This is a genomic window from Hamadaea sp. NPDC050747 (assembly GCF_040654195.1).
Lineage (GTDB): Bacteria > Actinomycetota > Actinomycetes > Mycobacteriales > Micromonosporaceae > Hamadaea.
Window position 1 is genome coordinate 164986 of record NZ_JBFAHM010000017.1, and the last position, 17054, is coordinate 182039.

Consider the following 17054-nt stretch of genomic DNA (forward strand, 5'->3'; position numbering starts at 1 on the left):
TCCGGCCCCGTCGGGCTCTCAGGTTCGGGCGTACGCGTCGGCCTGGATGCCGTAGAGGTCGGCGTACCGGCCGCCGGCGGTCATCAGGTCGGCGTGGGTGCCCTGTTCGACGAGGCGGCCTCGGTCGAGCACGAGGATCTGGTCCGCTCCGGCGACGGTGGAGAACCGGTGGGAGATGACGACCGTGATCGCCCCCGTACGCTCGGCGAGCCGCCGGGCGCGGTCCATGTAGCGCTGGAAGATGGCGTGTTCGCTGGGTGCGTCGAGGGAGGCCGTCGGCTCGTCGAGGACGAACAGCACCGGTTCGGGCCGCATCGAGGCGCGGGCCAGTGCGGTCTTCTGCCATTGGCCTTCGGACAGTTCGACGCCCGCGTACGCCCGGCCGAGCTGGGTGTCCAGCCCGTCCGGCAGCCGGTGGGCGAACCCGTCGGCGTCGGCGGCGTGGACGGCGGCCGCGACTCGGGTGTCGTCGTGCAGGTGCGGGAGGTCGCCGAGTCCGACGGCGTCGCGGAAGCGTACGTGGAATCGGCCGAAGTCCTGGAACGCCGCGCTCGTCCCGGCCCGCCAGCGGGCGGTGTCGACGTCGGCCAGGTCTGTTCCGTCGACCGTGATCCGGCCCTCGTCCGGCTGGTAGAACTTCGTCAGCAGTTTGACCAGGGTGGACTTTCCGGAGCCGTACTCGCCGACGACGGCCACCACCGAACCGGCGGGGAGCCGGCAGCTGACCTCGTCCACGGCCGGTTCGTCCGCGCCCGGGTAGGTGAACGACACCCGGTCGAGGACGATGCCGTCGCGCAGTTCGGTCGGGGCGGGAAGCGTACCGGGGTGGCCGGCGGTCGTGGCGTAGTCCCGTAGCCAGAGATAGGGGTCGGCGAGCGTACGCCCGGCCATCGCCTCGGCGACGCCGAACAGCGCGTCCTGCAACGCGTCGCGCAACGTCGCGGCCACCGTGACGGCCAGGACGAGGTCGCCGATGGTTCCGTCGCCGTGCGCCGCCCGGTAGACGACCAGGCCGAGGCCGGCCCCGAGGCCGAGGGTGAACAGCGCCCAGCCGGCCAGGTTCCCGGCCGCGGCCTTCACTCGTGCCCGATAGCGTACGCCCAGGGCCTCCGACCAGGCCGCGCGCTGGCGCTCGGCGAGCTGGTCGCCGACGCCGCACACGCGCAGCTCCTTGCCCCCGGCCGGGCCGGTGGCGAGGTTGAACAGCTCCCGCTGGAGCCGGTACGCCTCGGCGGTGTCGAGTTCGGCCTGGAAGGTCGTGCGCTGGCCCCGCCGTTCGAAGTAGATCGGCGCGGCCGCGAACACCACGAGGGGCAGCAACCACGGGGTGACCGCCGTGCCGAGCACGACGAGCAGGAGGATCAGCCGGAGGCCGACGAAGACGGCGATCACGGCGGTCCAGAGCGACGCGCTCATGCGCCAGCCGAATCCGCGTAGCAGCGTGACCCGGTCGAGCAGGTCGGTGCGTTCCAGATGCCCGAGCCCTGGCAGCCCGGCGAGCCGGGATTCGACGTCCCGGCGCAGATGCAGGGCGCCGAGCCGGTCGACCAGCATGGCGTCGAGGTTGCGGCTGAGATCCTTCAGGTAGACGGTGAGGCCGAAGACGAGCGCGGCGGCGGTAGCACCGAGCACCGCGGCCCTCCGGTCGCCCCGGATGATCCCGTCGATCGCCGCGCCCAGCGCCAATGCCAGGGCCGGGGTCGTCCCGGCGGCGGCGGCTTTCACCGTCAGCAGCGCAGCCGTGGCGCCGGGGTAGTGCCGCCACGACTGGCGCAGCACATCGGCGAGCAGTCCCAGGTATCGCCGGTTCACCGCACGTCACCTTCCTCGAGGCGGTCGTCGAAGCCCCGCTGGAACCGTTCGGCCTGCAGGGCGAACATCCCGGCGTACGCGCCGCCGAGGGTCATGAGGTCGTCGTGGTGGCCGGATTCGGTGATCCGGCCGTCGCCGAGCAGCACGATGCGGTCGGCCTGGCGTACGGTCGACAGCCGGTGGGAGATGAGGACGACGGTGGCGTCGCCCTTGTGCGCCGCGAGCCGTTCGAACACATCGAACTCGGTACGCACGTCCAGATGCGCGGTCGGCTCGTCCAGCACGAGCACCTCCGCCCCGGTACGCACGGCGTACAGGGCCCGGGCGAGCACGACCTGCTGCCATTGGCCGCCGGACAGGTCCACTCCGCCGGTGCGGGAGCGGGCCAGGGGAGTGTCCCAGCCCAGTGGCAGCCGGTCGAGGACGTCGGCGAGCCCGGCGTCGCGGGCGGCCGCCGCCATGGCCTCCTCGTCGCGGGGCACGCTTCCGTTGCCGAGCGCGACGTTGTCGGCGACCGTCAGGGGGTAGCGCACGAAGTCCTGGAAGACGATGGACAGGCGACGCCGCCACACTTGCGGCGGCAGGTCCGCCACGTCCGTGCCGTCGGCGGTGATCCGTCCGGCGGTCGGCTCGTACAGCCGGGCCAGCAGCTTGATCAGGGTCGACTTGCCGGCTCCGTTGAGCCCGACGACGCCGAGCAGCTCGCCCGGGCGGATCTCCAGATCCAGCCCGTCGAGCACGGGGTGGGTGGTTCCGGCGTACCGGAAGCCGACGTTCTCGAAGCGGATGGCGGGCCGCTTCGCCGGCTCGATCGGCTGCTCTGGCGTCGGCCGGCTGGTCAGCTCCTCGCGCAGCTGCTCGTACGCCCGCAGGCAGTGCACGGTGTTGACGGTGAGGTGCGGATTCTCGGTGAGAGCCTGGTAGACGGCGGTGGACGCGGCGAACACCGCCGCCGCGACGGCGACCGTGGCATCGCCGCGCACGGCGGCCAGCGCCACCCCGGCGTACGCCGCGAGCAGGGGAACCGTCAGGATCAGCGCGGGTCGCCACTGGCCGGCCAGCGTACGCCGCCCGTGTGTCCACATCGGATCGAACGCCACTCGCAGGTGATGCTGGATCCGCCCGACGGCCCAGTCGCCCAGGCCGAAGACCCGGACCTCCTTGCCTTCGCTCGGGGAGACGATCGCGTTCGCCCACACGTCGGCGTGCATGCCGGGCGCGATCGAGCGCCGCCAGACCAGCCGCCGTCGCTTCGCCTCCCGCGAATACAGCCGTTCGGCGACGAGCCCGGCGGCCACGAGCACCGGAACCAGCCACCAGGCGTACGCGGCGAGGACGACGCCCGCGCTGACCATGGCCAGCAGCCGGCCGATCAGGTCCAGCTGGACGAGGACGCCCGGACCGGGTGTGCCTTCGATGAAGCTCTCGGGATCGGCCCGGGTCTGCCAGATCAGCGCCTGCACCTCGGGGCGCTCCAACGCGCCGACGGTGACGCTGGTGCTGGTGAGCCGGGCGACCCGAGCCCGGTGCTCGCCGTCGATCCGGGTCTGGGCGAGGTACCGCAACGGTTCGCGGAGCACGCCGAGGGCGTACCCGGCGAGGACGACGACGAGATAGACGAGCAATGGGGTGACGGCCACGGCGGCGTCGCCGGAGACGACGGCGTCCAACCGGGACACCAGTGCGGCGAAGGCGACCGCGGCGGTCGCGGGCACGAGGCCTTCCAGGACGGTCAGCCCGGCCAGCGCGGTGAGCAGGCCCAGGCCGACGGCCCGGAGTTTCCTCAGCATCTCGATGCGGTCGCGCATCGTGGCGGTCGCCTCGATCTGGGCGGCCAGCCCGATAGTACTCACGGTGTGAACTCCCTCGATCCGCCCTGAGGGGAGCGTGATCCGGCCACGCCGGACATGGTCAGCTCAGGGTCGGCGGCAGTGGGGCGACGAACGAACAGCCGGTGGTGGGCGCACGACGCCCACGCCCGCGAGTGGAGCTGCGCTCAGTCGGCGCGGCGGGCGAAGTCACGGAGAACGGCTGCGGTTCACACCATGCGGGCGATCTTCGAGGCACGCCGGGCGGATGTCAACCGAAATGTCAGATCGGCGGGCGAGGATGGTCGCGTGGACACCACCGAGGAGACGCGCCGGACCGCCCTGGACTATGTGGAGAGCCTGGAGCGGCGAGACTGGCCCCGCTGGGAGGCGTTGATCGCCGAGGACGTCGTCTACGAGCTGCCGCAGACCCGCGAGCGCGTGCACGGCCGGGAGAAGTTCCTGAGGTTCAACGTCGAATACCCGGGCGACTGGCACCTCGACGTGCGCAGAGTCGTGGCCGACCGTCGATACGCCGCGCTGTGGCTCGACGTCGGGGTCGGCGACGAACGGATGGACGCCTGCGTCTGGCTGGAGATCGGGACCGACGGGGCGATCACGAAGGTCACCGACTACTGGCCGGAGGCGTACGAGCCGCCGGCCGGCCGCGAGCACCTCGTCGAGCGCTACTGATCCGTGCGGTGTCAGTCCGCGGGAAGACCGGTCTTCTCCAGTTCGGACAGCCGGCACTGTTCGACCGCGCGATAGGCGCCGTCCGCCAAGACGAAACGCGTGATGTCGGCGTCCCGGACGTCGTCGTCACCGGGGAACCGGACCAGCCAGTACTCGGCAATGCCGGCACGGGCGTACTTCGCGGGCTTCGAGCCGACGTCGCGCTCCTCGGACTCCGGCGACACGATCTCCACCGCGATCGCGATGGCTGACGGCGGATGGTGGGCGCGGCGTTCGTCCGGTTCTCCGGCGAACACAGCGACGTCTGCGATGCGGGTGCTGCGGTCGCCGAACTTGATCCCGACCTCGTGGGTGGCGATGCGCTCGGCCCGGTCGAAGAGCGCGACTATTCGGTGAGCGATGCGGTTGTGCCAGATGATGGCGGGGGACATGATGACCAGGCTTCCCTCGTGCAGCTCGTAACGATTGCCGTCGTGAGGAAGCTTCTCGATGTCCTCCACCGTCCATTCGGCCGGCGTGAGGTCCAATGTGAGCAACGGGCGCTCCCTTCCGCGCTCACCGTAAGCCGGTTCACCAGCCGATTCGTCGGTCGTCATGGACACATTCTGACACCGAAAAGGTCGCAGAATAAAAACCCACCTTACGAGTCACCACACGCGCGAGAGTGCTCACGAATGGTGACTCATACCCGCATTAGCGGCGATGTCGTCGGCGAGCTGGGACCACAGCGCGGCGGGAAGATCGTGGCCCATGCCGGGCACGATCTTCGCCGTCGACCCCGGGATCGCCTTCGCGAGCGCCTTCGCGGCGGCCGGTCCGCGGAGCAGGGGATCGTCCGCGCCGTTGACGATGATCGTCGGCGCCGACACCGGGAGGCGTCGCGCGGCGAGGCCCGGGTAGGAGCGGACGGCGGCCAGCTGGCGCTGCGTGCCGGACTGGTCGCGAGGCGCCCGGCGGTGGGCGATCTCGGCGACCTCCCGCGCCCAGGCCAGATCGACCGGATTACGGGGGGACGACTGCGCCCGCGAGATGTCGACCAGCGTCTGGATCGCGCCCTCGTCGGTGTCGGGATGCTTGATCTTGCCCATCTTGGCGATGAAGCCGAACTGGATGTAGCGCAGGGACGCCCGCATGCCGGACGGGGTGGCCAGCAGCAGCGCCAGGCTGCGTACGCGGTCGGGGTGGCCGAGTGCGGTGGCGATCGCGAGGAAGCTGCCGAGGGAGGCCCCGGCGACGTGCGCCGACTTCCAGCCGAGGGCGTCCATGACGGCGAGCCCGTCGCCGACCATGTCCTCGCCGGTGTAGGCGGGCGTCCGGTCGCGGCGGAACAGGGCGGCGATCGGATGCCGCTGCTGGGCGGAGGTGAAGTGCTCGGAGAGTCCGGCGTCCCGGTTGTCGAAGCGCGCCACGAAGAAGCCGCGGTCGACGAGCATCCGGCAGAAGTCGTCGGGCCAGTACACCATCTGGAAGTCCAGGCCCATGATCAGCAGCAGGGGCTCTCCGGACGGGTCGCCGAAGGTCTCGTACGCGATCTTCGTCGGCCCGTTCTTGGTGTATTCGACCGTCATCTCGGCCCTCCCGGCGTTTTTACAATGCACTCGCATTGTATACTGGGCCGCGATGCCGAAGAAGGTCGACCACGAGCAACGAAGGTCACACATCGTCGAGGCGCTGCTGCGGATAGTGGGCCAGCGTGGGCTGGAGGCGGTCTCGCTGCGCGAGGTGGCCGCCGAAGCCGGCGTCTCGATGGGCGCCGTGCAGCACTACTTCGCGTCCAAGGACGAGATGCTCCAGTACGCGATGCGCCACTGGCTGTCGTTCACCGTGCACCAGCGCTTCACCCGGGCGGTGCAGACCCGGCTCGCCGGGGCCGACGTGTCCGATCCGGCCGTCGTGCTGCACGCGGTGGCGGCGGCGTACCTGCCGCACGACGAGGAGAGCCGGGCGAACGCCAAGGTGGCATTGGCCTTCATCGGGCGGGCCGCCGACGAACCGGCGATCGCCGAAGCCCTGCGTCCGGCCCACCTAGGTCTGCTGGACGTCGTCGGCCGCATTCTGACCGGTGCGGCGCCGGGCGTGGGGGAGCCGCCGACCGGCAAGCCCGCCCCCGACTCCGTACGCCGCTTCATCGCGCTGATCGACGGGTTGCGGTTGCACGTGCTGGCGGGCGCGGTCGCATACGAGGACGGGCTGGCGTTGGTGGATCGCTATCTCAGCGAGACGCTCGCCGGTAGGCCGTGATCGCCGCCGGAGCGAAGACGGCCATGATCACCGCGCTCCAGAGCAGCGACCGGGTGACGGCGGGGCCGGCCGGCGTACCGAGCAGCAACGCCCGCAGGGCGTCCGACACCTGCGTCACCGGGTTGATCTTCACCCAGGCCTGCAGCCAGCCGGGCAGCTTGCCGGTGGGGACGAAGACGTTGCTGCCGAAGGTGAGCGGGAAGATCAGCACCAGGCTGAGCGCCTGCACCGTCTCGGCCGCCCGCGCGACCACGCCGATCACCGTCGCGATCCAGCAGACCGCGAGCGCGAACACCAGCAGGAGCAGGGCGGCCGCGCCGACCGCCGGCAGTCCATTGTGTACGCGGAAGCCGAGTGCCGCGCCGACGCCGAAGACGAGGAGCACCGCTAGGGCGTACTTCACGGTGTCGCCGAGGATGTGCCCGATCAGCGGGGCCGAGCGGGCGATCGGCAGGCTGCGGAGCCGGTCGTAGACGCCGGTGCGAAGGTCGGTGTTCAGCGAGATCGCGCTGCCCAGGGTGGCGAACATCAACGCCTGCACGGCGATGCCGGGGAGGACGAACTGCAGGTAGCTGTGCCAGTCGCCGGAGACGGCGTTGCCGAAGAGGAAGACGAACATGAGCACGAACGTGATCGGCATCAGGGTGATGTCGAGCAGCTGATCCGGCGTGTGGCGGAACTTGACCAGGTTGCGCCAGGCCAGCGCCGCGCCGTGGCGAAGCGTGCGGGCGGGGGTCATGCGACGGACTCCTTGTCGGTCAAGACGGACTCGTTGTCGGTCAAGGCGAGGAAGACCTCGTCGAGGCCGGCCAGCCGCACACCGATCTCGTCGACGGCGATGCCGGCCCGGTGGAGGCCGGCGGCGGCGTCCGCGAGCACCACGGTCGCGTCCGCTCCCGCGCTCACCGGAGCCGACACCAGCCCGTCGGAGGTCACGGTCGCGTCGCCGAGAAGGGCGACGACATCTGGTACGCGCGCCGCTTCGGCCGGGCGAACGGTCAGCGTCTGCCCGGCGACCTGCGTCTTGAGCTGCGCCGGAGTGCCCGTCCGCACGACGCGCCCGTGATCCACCACGCACACCGTGTCGGCGAGCCGGTCGGCCTCCTCCAGGTACTGCGTCGTCAGCAGCACGGTCGTGCCTTCGGCGACGAGGCCGCGGACGAGATCCCAGACGTCGGCCCGGGCTCGGGGGTCGAGGCCGGTGGTGGGCTCGTCGAGGAACAGCACCCGTGGCGTGCCGAGCAGGCTCGCGGCCACGTCCAGCCGCCGGCGCATGCCGCCGGAGTAGGTCCGGACGGGCCGCCCGGCCGCGTCGGTCAGCCCGAACCGGTCGAGCACCTCGGCCACCCGTCCGCGGGCGCGCTGTCGCGGCAGCTCCAGCAGCCGGGCGATCAGCCGGAGGTTCTCGGCTCCGGTGAGGGCGTTGTCCACGGCGGCGAACTGGCCGGTCAGCCCGATCAGCTCCCGTACGCGGTCCGGCTGCCTGACGATGTCGAACCCGCCGACCCGGGCGGATCCGGCGTCGGGGCGCAGCAGGGTGGCCAGGATCCGGACGGCGGTCGTCTTCCCCGCGCCGTTCGGCCCGAGCAGGCCGCAGACCGATCCCGCCGGTGTGACGAGGTCGAATCCGTCGAGCGCGACGGTGTCGCCGTAGCGTTTGGTGAGGCCGGACACTTCGATCACGATCGCTCTCCTTCGTACTGTGTACGGCTAGACCGTACTCTGTACGAAACGGCTGGGCAAGACCCGGCCGGTACGCTGTGCGAATGGCTCCGGAGACGCCTCAGCTGCTCTGGTCCCGCGGATCGCGGCGGCCGAAGGTGACACGTGAGCAGATCGCCGCCACGGCGCTGGCCATCGCCGACGCGGAGGGCTTCGAGGCCGCGACGATGCGCCGGATCGCGGCCGAACTTGGCGCCGGCACGATGACGCTCTACCACTACGTACGCTCGAAGGCCGAGCTGAAGGCGCTCATGCTCGACGCGATCATGGCCGAGCAGCTGGTTCCGGCCGGCGAGCTGCCGACGGGCGACTGGCGGGCCGCGCTCACCGCCTTGGCGAGCCGCACGAGGGCGATGTTCCGGCGTCATCCGTGGGCGCTCACCGGGCTCGCCGAGGCGGCCGGTGACGCCGCCGGAGGCGGGGCGGCAGCGGGTGGGCCGCACGCGCTGCTGCACTTCGAGCAGTCGCTCGCCGCGGTCGCCTCGACCGGACTGCCGCCGGGCGACCGGATGGACGTCATCTCCGCCTTGGACGAATACGTGGCGGGTTTCGTGCTCAAGACCGATCTGGAGCCGGGCCTCGACTCGGTTCCCGAGGAGGCCGGGCCGCAGGTCGCCGAATACCTCGACGCATTGGTGTCCTCGGGCGACTATCCGCACGTCGCCGAGCTGCTCGGGACGGGTGACCGCTGGGCGGCCCTGGCCGGACTCGGCCGGGCGTACTCGCCGGACGAGCGGTTCGAGCGTGGACTGCGGCGGTTGCTCGACGGCGTCGCCGCGCAGGTCGCCGCCCAGCGCCCGGCACGGTGAGCCAGGCGGGGCGATCGAGGACCGCCCCGCCTGTCGCGATCAGGCGGTGCCGGTCACCACGCCGCCGGAACGCACCACTGTGTACTGCACAGTCGCGCCGCTCCAGAAGTGGAAGGTGAGCGTCACCGGGGAGCCGTCGGTCACCTCATTGAAGAACGTATCCGTCAAGGCGATCGTGCCCGCCGCGTAGTCGGGCGAGAAGGTGATCGCGAACTCCTTGTAGGACGTCCAGTTCTGCGGGCCGGCGAACGAGCCGTCGGCGTACTTGGCCTCCATGGTCGCCAGCAGATCGCCGTTGAACGCCGCGGGCAGCTTGAACGCGTTCGTCGTGCCGGTGGCGTCCTGCAGCACCGGGAGGTCGTTCGTGATCACCCGGAACTTCCACGGCACACCCCGGTCGAAGCGGGCCGACAGCACCGCGTTCACCCCGTACGCGCGGTCGCCGGTGAGCCGGGCCAGCGTCGCGCCGGGGAAGGTGAGCTGGTCGCCGGACAAGATGTAATCCCGGCCGGGTGCGAGCCGCTTGCCGCCGTGGAAGATCCCGGTGAGCTTGGCGCCGTTGAGGCTCAGCGTCACCGTCTGATCCGCCGCCGGGGCGGACTTGCCGACGAAGACGAGATCGGTCGCGGCCGTCGCCGAGCGTACGCACCAGCTCGACTTGATCTGCGCGATCAGGTCCGGGTCGCTCCACTGGAACGTCGTCCGGTTGAGATGCTGGCCGTTGTCCCACCACATCGTGGTGATCCGCTGCTGCCGGGCGTAGTACCCGAGGAACTCGAAGAACTTCAGCTTCTCGCCCTGCTCGATGACGTTCAGGCTCCGGTCGAAGCCGAGCAGGCCGTACTCGCCGATGATGACCGGGATCCCCTTCGCCACGTAGGCGTCGTGCACCCGGTCGAAGATGTCGGTCAGATCCTTCTGGACCGTCGCGTCGAACCGGGTGAACCCGGCGATGTTCACGCTGAACGGCCAGAACCCGTAGAAGTGGACGGTCGCCACCAGGTTGGGGTCGTTCAGCGCGGCCAGCGTCGCGGTCAGCTCGTCCACCCGCGGCTGATCCGGCGAGGTGTGCAACGTGGGCAGCACCAGCAGCCGGGTCGCGTTCGGCCCGCCCGACGCGCGTACGACCTGGTGGAACGTGGTGTTGAGCTCGGCCATGAGCTGAGCGTTCTGCGCGTCGCCGGAGCTGCCGTTGAAGAACGGCTCGTTGACGCTCTCGAAGAGCAGCCGCGGTGACGCGTCGCGGAAGGCCTGGGCGACCTGGGTCCAGATCGCGGTGAACCGGGCGAGCACGGCGTCGTGATCGGTGGGCATGGTCATGACCCACTGCCACGAGTCGTGGTGCACGTTGATGAGGACGTAGAGCCCTTCGGCCAGCGCCCAGCCGACGACCTCCTGAACCCGTGCCAGGTATGCCGGGTCGACCACATTGGCCGCGTCGAGGTGCTGCGCCCAGGTCACCGGGATGCGGATGCTGTTGAACCCGTTGCCCTTCACCGCGCGGATCAGCTCGCGGGTGACGCGGGGATTGCCCCACGACGTCTCGTCGGCGCCGGTCGAGTCGAAGGTGTTGCCGAGGTTCCAGCCCGGTTGCATGGCGTCCACCACGGACTGCGGGCTCGGGCGGCCGGGCCGGGTGCCGGCGGCGTTCGCCACGCCGGGGATCAACGCGGCCGACGCCGCGACGCCGGCCGCCGTCAACAGGTGTCTTCTCGTGAGGGTCATGCGGCATAGTTTGGCTGACGACTAAACTAAAGGGAAGACCGCCGGGTCCTCAGGATCGCAGTGGGGCGAAGAACGCCCGGATCTCCCCGGCCAGCAGCCGGGGTTCCTCGATGGCGGGGAAGTGGCCGCCCTGAGGCAGTTCGTGCCAGCGTTCGACCTGATAGAACCGCTCGGCCAGGTCCCGGGGCGGATTGGGGACCGGCTGGAACTCGTGGGGGAACGACGCGAATCCGGCCGGGACCCGGACGGGCCGGCTCGCGTCGAGCGGTACGCCGTGCCGCCGGTGCTCGTAGTACATGCGCGTCGAGGAGCCGATGGTGCCGGTGGCCCAGTAGACGGTCAGGGTGGCGAGAAGCCGGTCGAGCCCCACGCGGCCGTCGGCGTCGCCGTGGCTGTCCGACCAGTCCCGGTACTTCTCGGCGATCCATCCCGCGAGCCCGGCGGGGGAGTCGGTGAGCCCGTAGCTGAGCGTCTGCGGCTTCGTCGAATGCTGGTGGGCGTACGCGCCCTCGGCGGCCTGCCACTGATCCATGGCGGCGAAGTACGCCCGTTCCGCGTCGGTCCACGGCTCCGGCGGCCGGGGCATCGCGGTCGCGCTGAGGTGGATGCCGACGAGGTGGGCGGGATGGCGCAGTCCCAGCTGGGCGGTCACCCCGGCCCCGATGTCACTGCCGTGCGCCCCGAACCGGTCGTAGCCGAGCCCTTCCGTCATGAGCCGCTGCCACTGATCGGCCACCACCGCGTTGATCACGCCGGGCCGGGCCGGGCGGTCGGAGAACCCGAAGCCGGGCAACGACGGCACGACGACGTCGAACGCGTCGGCCGGGTTCTCCGGATCGCTGAGCATGGGGATGAGGTCGAGGTATTCGAGGAAGCTGCCGGGCCAGCCGTGCGTCAGCACGATGGGCAGCGGATTCGCCGTCGCATGTGGACTTCGTAGGTGGACGAAGTGGATCCACCGGTCGTCGAGCCGGGCCCGATAGTGGGGAAGGTCGTTGAGCCGTCGCTCGAAGGCGGGCCAGTCGAAGTCGTGCCACGCGCCGAGCAACCGGCGCAGGTACGCCGGTTCCGTGCCGGCGTCCCAGCCCGGCTCGGGTGGCTCGGCCGGCCATCGCGTACGCGCGATGCGGTCGCGCAGGTCGTCCAGGACCCGCCGGTCGACGGCGATCTCGAAGGGTTCGATCGTCAACACCAGCCAAGACTAACACTGGTGTCGGCTATAGTTGGTGTCGTGGAGACGCCCGCCGACCTCGTCCTGCTCATGGATTTCCTCAACACGCTGGACCAGCGAGCTTTCCGCCGCCGGGGAGTCGACTTCACCGGCGGCGACGACCTGCCGACAGCGGCCGCCCTCGGCCGGTGGCTCACCGAGCACGATCTGCTCCCGGCATCGGCGCGGCCGTCATCGGCCGATCTCGTCCGGGCAGCCGACCTGCGGTCGGCGCTGCGTGCGGCGGTCACTCCCGACGGCGTGCCGGACGACGCTCTGCGGTGGACGAACACTGTGCTCGCCGCGTACCCGCTGCACGCCTCGGTGGACCCGGGCGGCCGGATGCGGCTGGAGTCAGCGGCCTCCGGTGTGGCGGGCGCGCTCTCACGGCTCGTCGCGATCGCCGTACGCGCCGACGCCGACGGCTCCTGGCGACGGTTGCGTGCCTGTGCCGCCCCGGAATGCCGATGGGTGTTCTATGACGACTCCCGCAACGGGGCCGGGCGCTGGTGCTCGATGTCGTCGTGCGGCAACCGCGTCAAGACCGCCCGCTATCGGGCGCGCAAAGCCGCCTCCTAGGGCGTCCGATGTCGCCGAGTCGAGCACCCGCGTAGACGCTAGCGGACTCCCGCGAGCGTCAGTCCGCCCGCACACCCGCCGATGAGGAGCAGCGCGGCGCCTACTCCCCACCACACGCTGCGGTACCGCCACGACCAGAGCGCGGCCGCGAGGGAAGCGAACGCGGCCGCGACCGCTACGGATACGCCGAGGAACAGGCCGTTCATCATCGGGGCGTACCCCTCGGGACTGGGGTGCTGGTGCTCATCGGCGATCGAGGTCCCCGCAACAAGTGGCCCGAGCAGGCAGAATGCGGCGACCACGGTGGCGAAAGCGGCCATGATGGTGATCGCGCCGTCTCTTTCGGAATCCCCGTTCATGCCTCGTGAGACGGATCGACGTCGATCCTCGTTCCCGAGGTGAACCGGAGAAGCGGGGGAGATCGGCGCAAGGTCAGCGGCGGCGGGTCGCTACGACGCTCGCCAGGTCGGGGGCGAGGCGTACCTCGATCGCGGCCAGCTCCGGGTGCCGCAGCCAATGCAGGCGGGCCTCGTCCGGCTGCCCGGCGTGCGTCGGCGGCCACTCGGTCGCCGGGGTGAAGTCGTCGACGACGAGTACGCCGCCCGGCCGGACCAGTCGCGTGGGATCGGCCGCCGTCGCGGGGCCGCCTTTGGCATTGCCCCCGCCGTCGAGGACGAGCAGGTCGAACGGGCCGTGTGCGTACGCCGCGGTCCAGTCGCCGTGGACGATTTCGACGTCGGGCACCTCCGCGAACAGCCGTCGCACGTGCTCGACGAGGTGACGCTCGCGCTCGACGGAGACGACGCGTACGCCGTCCCGGCGGCTGCTCACCAGCCAAGCGAGGCCGACGCCGCAGCCGGTGCCGGTCTCGCCGATGCTGTCGGCCGCCCCGGCCGCCAGCGCGTGCAGCAGGCGACCCTGCTCGGGCCGGCACGACTTGGTGAAGCCGAGTTCGGTCCCGAGCCGCACGGCTTGCGCGACCAGCGGCGGCAGCTCGTCCAGGCCGGTGTGGCCGCTGGTTCCGCCGATCGACACAGGCCCCATCGTAGGCGCCGACGGCGGGCACGGGGGGTCGCGGGAATCGGACACCCGGCATCCGCCGATCATCCGAGCCCGAGTCACGGCGGGCGAGAGGACGATGGAGGGGAGGCGGACGTCACGCACCGGCGTCCGCTTCCGTCGGGCCTGTCGCCGAAACGATCGGCCGTCGGACGATCAGCCGGCGGACTCCCAGGTGACGACCAGTTCGCGTCGCTGGCCGAACCGCTCCAAGTGGCGGCCGAGCACGTCCTGCACCACGGCCAGGCTCTCGTCGTCGGGTGCGGTCGCCCGCATGACGAGCTTGTCGGCCTGCGGTTCGAGTACGCCTTCCCAGGCCGTCAGGGTCAGCCGGTAGCCGCCGTCGGCGAGCTCCTCCACCGCCGATCGGCGGCCCAGGTGGGCGGCGAGCTGCTTGGCGTACCGGGGAGCGGCGTCGGTCGCGACGTTGGCGATCGAAGTGGGCATGAGGGAAACCTCCGAGTGCTGAGTAAGGGTCACCTTACCTGGGCGAGCTGGGAGAAGCCTCAAGATCCGAGTTCGGCGCGCAGCCATGCCCGTTCGGCGTCGCGGGTGGCCTTCGCGACCTCGATCATCCCGCGCCGGTAGGGGTCGGCGAGATCGCTCGATCGCATCGTCTTGCCGTCGGCGGAGAAGAAGCGCGCGGGCGCGTCGAGGAAATCGAGCCGCCGTTGGAGAACGGCGTCGCGCTCGGCCTTGTCCGGCAGGTGCCGCAGGAACGCCAGCAGCGTGAAGTACTTGTTCCGGTCGCTGATCTCGGACTGGGCGGGCTCGCGCAGTCGCCGCAACAGTTCGGCCCGCCCGGCCTCGGTCAGCGAGAGCGTCTGCCGCGGCGCTCCGGCCGCGCCCGGTCCGGTCTGCTTGGTGAGCAGGCCGGCCGTCTCCAGCCGGGTCAGGGCCGGATAGAGCGCGCCGTCGCTGACCGCCTTCACGTGCCCGGTCAGGCTCTGGATCCGGTCCTTCAGCTCGTAGCCGTGCAAGGGCTGCTCGTAGAGGAAGCCCAAGATCGCTAGCGTCAGCACGCCCCGATCGTATATCGTTCCGAGGTACCTCGAATCGAGGTACTGATCTGATGTTCAGCCGAAGGAGCGAGAACCCCTCATGACCACCCATCGCCGGGCGCTGCTGCGCCTCGCCGGCCCGAACTACGCCGGCCTCATGTCCGGGGTGGTGACCGGCATCATCGACGTCGCCTGGGTCGCGCGGCTCGGCGCGGGCGCGGCCGCCGCGGTCGCCGTCGCGACCAACATCGAAAACCTGCTGCTCGGCGTCATCCTCGCGGTCTCCGGCGGGCTCACCGTCGTGGTGTCCGGCCGGGTCGGCTCCGGCGACGCCGCCGGTGCGCGCCGCGCCGTCCGGGCGGGCTGGCTGCTGTTCGCGGGCATCACACCGATCGTGGCGGGCGCCGGATTCCTGCTGCGTACGCCGATCGCCCGGCTGTTCCTGGACGACCCCGGCGCGATCCGGCTCGCCGTGGCGTACCTGGCGATCTCGCTCCCCGCCGTGATCGTCTTCTACGGCCAGTGGATGCTCGACGGGCTGTTCGCCGGGCACGGCGACACGCGTACGCCCATGCGCCTGGCTTTGCTGGCCAACGGCCTGGTGCTGGTGGCGGACCCGGTGCTGATCTACGGTCTGGCCGGGTTCCCGAAGCTCGGCGTCGCCGGTGCGGCCCTCGCGACGGCGGGCGGGCGGCTCGTCGCGTTCGCCGTGGGCCTGATCCTCGCACGGCGGCTCACCCGAGGACCGGTGACGGAGTCCGTCCGCGCGGACGTGCGGGCGATCCTGCGGGTGGGCGGGCCGATCTCCGGTGACTTCCTGGTCCGCATGACCGGCGCGTTGGGGCTGGTCGCCGTGGTCGGGCGGTTCGGCGTCGTCGCGGTCGCCGGCTACGGCATCGGCATGAAGGCGCTCTATGTGGCGACGATGGCGTTCTACGCCATTCGCAACGCCGCGACGATTCACACGCCGCGGAGCCTGGCCGCCGGCTCCGGCGGCGCGGGAGAGAAGCAGGCGGTCGAGGGCGACATCCGGCGGGCCACCCTACGAGTGGCGTTGTCCGTCGGAGTCGTGGCGGCCGTCGTCTTCGCGGCCGGGTCCGGCTGGATTCTGCGGGCGTTCACCGGCGATCCGGCGGTCATCGCCGCCGGCAGCACGTTCCTGCGCTGCGTCGGGCCGTACCTCGTCGGGCTGTCCGGCGTGGTGGCGCTCGGCGGGCTGCTCATGGGGGCGGGCCGGGGATCGCTGATGTTCGGCGTCACCATCGGCGGCGTGGCCGGTCAGCTCGGCCTCGCCTGGCTGCTGTCGTCGGCGTTCGGCCTCACCGGCGTCTGGGTGGCGATGGGAGTGGCGGCACTCGGCCAGCTCACCGTCCTCCTCTACGCCGTACGCCCGAAGCCGAGGCTCAGGCTTCGACCGGCGACGGCAGGGGACGCTTGGCGGTGATCCCGTCGCCGGAGGACTGGCCGCGCGCGTGGCGTACGACCCAGGGCAGCAGATGCCCGCGAATCCAGGCGACTTCGGCGGCGGCCCGCTGACGACGTGTACGCACGGGCCCGGGCGGCAGCGACGCCGACCAGGTGTCGTCGAACCCGGCGAGCCCGGCCGCCCACGCCAGGGCGTACCCGATCCGCTCATGACCGGCGCTGTTGGCGTGCAGCCGGTCAAGGCTCCAAAGCCGGGGATCCCCGGCGACCTCGTGCGCGCCGAGATCGAGCAGGATCGCCCCGGTCTGCGCGCTGACCTGCCGCAGCTTCTCGTTGTACGCCGCGAACCGGCCGCGCAACGGGCGCGCCATCGGCATGACCCGGACAGGGTCGGGCATGGTGAAAGTGAGCACCGTCGCGCCGGTGGCGATCAGGGCGGCCTGCATCTCGCCGATCCGGCCGGTGACGTCGTCGGCGTCGAAGCGCGGCCGCAGCATGTCGTTCACCCCGGCGACGACGGTCGCGAGATCAGGCCGCAGACCGAGGGCGACAGGCAGCTGCTCGGCCTGGATCTCGGCGGTCAGCTTCCCGCGGACGGCGAGATTGGCGTACTCCAGGCCGGGCCGGGCCGCCGCGACGTGCTGAGCGAACCGGTCGGCCCAGCCTCGGTAGCCGCCCCGGCCGTCCGGATCGTCGAGCCCCTCACTGGTGCTGTCACCGATCGCCACATATCTGCGCCACGCCGTCACCCGGCAACAGTAACCGCCCCGCCCGCCCGCCCCGGCCCGGCCCGCCCGGCCCGGCCCGCCCGGCCCGGCCCGCCCGCTCCGGCCCGCCCGTTGGAGCGGCGGGCCGCCGGAAAGCTGGATCAGGGATCCGGGTCGAATCTTGGGCCAAGATTCGACCCGGATCCCTGATCCAGCGCCGAAGCGGCCGGACGCGCGGAGGGCGCCGATGGGCCGGAGGGAGC

The 17054-nt window shown here is 71.2% G+C and carries 18 protein-coding genes; 5 read left to right on the forward strand and 13 right to left on the reverse strand.

Features of this window, described 5'->3' with window-relative positions; genetic code table 11:
• Window positions 1–18 precede the first annotated feature (18 nt).
• Entirely contained in the window at window positions 19–1812 is a 1794-nt protein-coding gene (locus AB0H43_RS34395) for an ABC transporter ATP-binding protein (protein ID WP_360006402.1), read from the reverse strand.
• The gene (locus AB0H43_RS34400; protein WP_360006405.1) at window positions 1809–3665 is read right to left on the reverse strand and encodes an ABC transporter ATP-binding protein; all 1857 of its coding nucleotides are present in this window, start codon (window positions 3663–3665) and stop codon (window positions 1809–1811) included. The genes AB0H43_RS34395 and AB0H43_RS34400 overlap by 4 nt, the downstream gene beginning before the upstream one ends.
• Before the next feature lie 264 nt (window positions 3666–3929).
• On the opposite strand from AB0H43_RS34400, the gene AB0H43_RS34405 reads away from it, so the two are divergent.
• Complete coding sequence (locus AB0H43_RS34405; protein WP_360006408.1) at window positions 3930–4313, forward strand: nuclear transport factor 2 family protein; 384 nt, start codon at window positions 3930–3932, stop codon at window positions 4311–4313.
• Window positions 4314–4324: 11 nt separating this feature from the next.
• On the opposite strand, the gene AB0H43_RS34410 is transcribed toward AB0H43_RS34405, so the two are convergent.
• Both AB0H43_RS34410 and AB0H43_RS34415 read right to left on the reverse strand, forming a co-directional pair.
• Window positions 4325–4849 (reverse strand): Uma2 family endonuclease, encoded by a 525-nt coding sequence (locus tag AB0H43_RS34410; RefSeq protein ID WP_360006410.1) that lies wholly within the window; start codon window positions 4847–4849, stop codon window positions 4325–4327.
• 132 nt (window positions 4850–4981) lie between these two features.
• Entirely contained in the window at window positions 4982–5881 is a 900-nt protein-coding gene (locus tag AB0H43_RS34415) for an alpha/beta hydrolase (RefSeq protein ID WP_360006412.1), read from the reverse strand.
• A gap of 52 nt (window positions 5882–5933) precedes the next feature.
• On the opposite strand from AB0H43_RS34415, the gene AB0H43_RS34420 reads away from it, so the two are divergent.
• Window positions 5934–6554, forward strand: a complete 621-nt coding sequence (locus AB0H43_RS34420; protein ID WP_360006415.1) for a TetR/AcrR family transcriptional regulator — start codon at window positions 5934–5936, stop codon at window positions 6552–6554.
• On the opposite strand, the gene AB0H43_RS34425 is transcribed toward AB0H43_RS34420, so the two are convergent.
• Together AB0H43_RS34425 and AB0H43_RS34430 are read right to left on the reverse strand one after the other, a co-directional pair.
• Complete coding sequence (locus AB0H43_RS34425) at window positions 6526–7293, reverse strand: ABC transporter permease (RefSeq protein ID WP_360006418.1); 768 nt, start codon at window positions 7291–7293, stop codon at window positions 6526–6528. The genes AB0H43_RS34420 and AB0H43_RS34425 overlap by 29 nt on opposite strands.
• On the reverse strand, window positions 7290–8237 hold the full coding sequence (locus AB0H43_RS34430; protein ID WP_360006421.1) for an ATP-binding cassette domain-containing protein: 948 nt from the start codon (window positions 8235–8237) through the stop codon (window positions 7290–7292). The genes AB0H43_RS34425 and AB0H43_RS34430 overlap by 4 nt, the downstream gene beginning before the upstream one ends.
• 83 nt (window positions 8238–8320) lie before the next feature.
• Between AB0H43_RS34430 and AB0H43_RS34435 the strand changes: the two genes are divergently transcribed.
• Window positions 8321–9085: a TetR/AcrR family transcriptional regulator gene (locus AB0H43_RS34435; RefSeq protein WP_360006423.1), complete on the forward strand. Its 765-nt coding sequence runs from the start codon at window positions 8321–8323 to the stop codon at window positions 9083–9085.
• A gap of 39 nt (window positions 9086–9124) precedes the next feature.
• On the opposite strand, the gene AB0H43_RS34440 is transcribed toward AB0H43_RS34435, so the two are convergent.
• Together AB0H43_RS34440 and AB0H43_RS34445 are read right to left on the reverse strand one after the other, a co-directional pair.
• Window positions 9125–10810, reverse strand: coding sequence for a cellulase family glycosylhydrolase (locus tag AB0H43_RS34440; protein WP_360006426.1), 1686 nt, complete (start codon window positions 10808–10810; stop codon window positions 9125–9127).
• Window positions 10811–10859: 49 nt separating this feature from the next.
• On the reverse strand, window positions 10860–12002 hold the full coding sequence (locus AB0H43_RS34445; RefSeq protein ID WP_360006429.1) for an epoxide hydrolase: 1143 nt from the start codon (window positions 12000–12002) through the stop codon (window positions 10860–10862).
• 39 nt (window positions 12003–12041) lie between these two features.
• Here AB0H43_RS34445 and AB0H43_RS34450 point away from each other — a divergent pair, with 39 nt between their 5' ends.
• On the forward strand, window positions 12042–12599 hold the full coding sequence (locus tag AB0H43_RS34450) for a CGNR zinc finger domain-containing protein (RefSeq protein WP_360006430.1): 558 nt from the start codon (window positions 12042–12044) through the stop codon (window positions 12597–12599).
• Window positions 12600–12637: 38 nt separating this feature from the next.
• Here AB0H43_RS34450 and AB0H43_RS34455 read toward each other — a convergent pair whose 3' ends face one another.
• The 4 genes from AB0H43_RS34455 to AB0H43_RS34470 form a co-directional block, all read right to left on the reverse strand.
• Window positions 12638–12919, reverse strand: coding sequence for a hypothetical protein (locus tag AB0H43_RS34455; RefSeq protein ID WP_360006433.1), 282 nt, complete (start codon window positions 12917–12919; stop codon window positions 12638–12640).
• A 112-nt stretch (window positions 12920–13031) separates the two neighbouring features.
• Window positions 13032–13634 carry a class I SAM-dependent methyltransferase gene (locus AB0H43_RS34460; protein WP_360006435.1) on the reverse strand — a complete coding sequence of 201 codons (603 nt, stop codon included), beginning with the start codon at window positions 13632–13634 and terminating at the stop codon, window positions 13032–13034.
• 180 nt (window positions 13635–13814) lie between these two features.
• Window positions 13815–14105 carry a DUF2218 domain-containing protein gene (locus AB0H43_RS34465; protein WP_360006436.1) on the reverse strand — a complete coding sequence of 97 codons (291 nt, stop codon included), beginning with the start codon at window positions 14103–14105 and terminating at the stop codon, window positions 13815–13817.
• A 59-nt stretch (window positions 14106–14164) separates the two neighbouring features.
• Entirely contained in the window at window positions 14165–14695 is a 531-nt protein-coding gene (locus AB0H43_RS34470; protein WP_360006448.1) for a PadR family transcriptional regulator, read from the reverse strand.
• 64 nt (window positions 14696–14759) lie between these two features.
• Here AB0H43_RS34470 and AB0H43_RS34475 point away from each other — a divergent pair, with 64 nt between their 5' ends.
• Complete coding sequence (locus AB0H43_RS34475) at window positions 14760–16103, forward strand: MATE family efflux transporter (protein WP_360006438.1); 1344 nt, start codon at window positions 14760–14762, stop codon at window positions 16101–16103.
• On the opposite strand, the gene AB0H43_RS34480 is transcribed toward AB0H43_RS34475, so the two are convergent.
• Window positions 16063–17054, reverse strand: a 992-nt coding sequence (locus tag AB0H43_RS34480; protein WP_360006440.1) for an SGNH/GDSL hydrolase family protein, incomplete at its 5' end; no start/stop codon positions are given. The two genes, AB0H43_RS34475 and AB0H43_RS34480, sit on opposite strands and share 41 nt — an antisense overlap.

Coding starts and splice junctions, on each gene's coding strand:
- AB0H43_RS34465 (WP_360006436.1), bottom strand. CDS start 14,105: ATGCCCACTTCGATCGCCAACGTCGCGACCGACGCCGCTCCCCGGTAC.
- AB0H43_RS34475 (WP_360006438.1), top strand. CDS start 14,760: ATGACCACCCATCGCCGGGCGCTGCTGCGCCTCGCCGGCCCGAACTAC.
- AB0H43_RS34440 (WP_360006426.1), bottom strand. CDS start 10,810: ATGACCCTCACGAGAAGACACCTGTTGACGGCGGCCGGCGTCGCGGCG.
- AB0H43_RS34455 (WP_360006433.1), bottom strand. CDS start 12,919: ATGGCCGCTTTCGCCACCGTGGTCGCCGCATTCTGCCTGCTCGGGCCA.
- AB0H43_RS34425 (WP_360006418.1), bottom strand. CDS start 7,293: ATGACCCCCGCCCGCACGCTTCGCCACGGCGCGGCGCTGGCCTGGCGC.
- AB0H43_RS34420 (WP_360006415.1), top strand. CDS start 5,934: ATGCCGAAGAAGGTCGACCACGAGCAACGAAGGTCACACATCGTCGAG.
- AB0H43_RS34415 (WP_360006412.1), bottom strand. CDS start 5,881: ATGACGGTCGAATACACCAAGAACGGGCCGACGAAGATCGCGTACGAG.
- AB0H43_RS34435 (WP_360006423.1), top strand. CDS start 8,321: ATGGCTCCGGAGACGCCTCAGCTGCTCTGGTCCCGCGGATCGCGGCGG.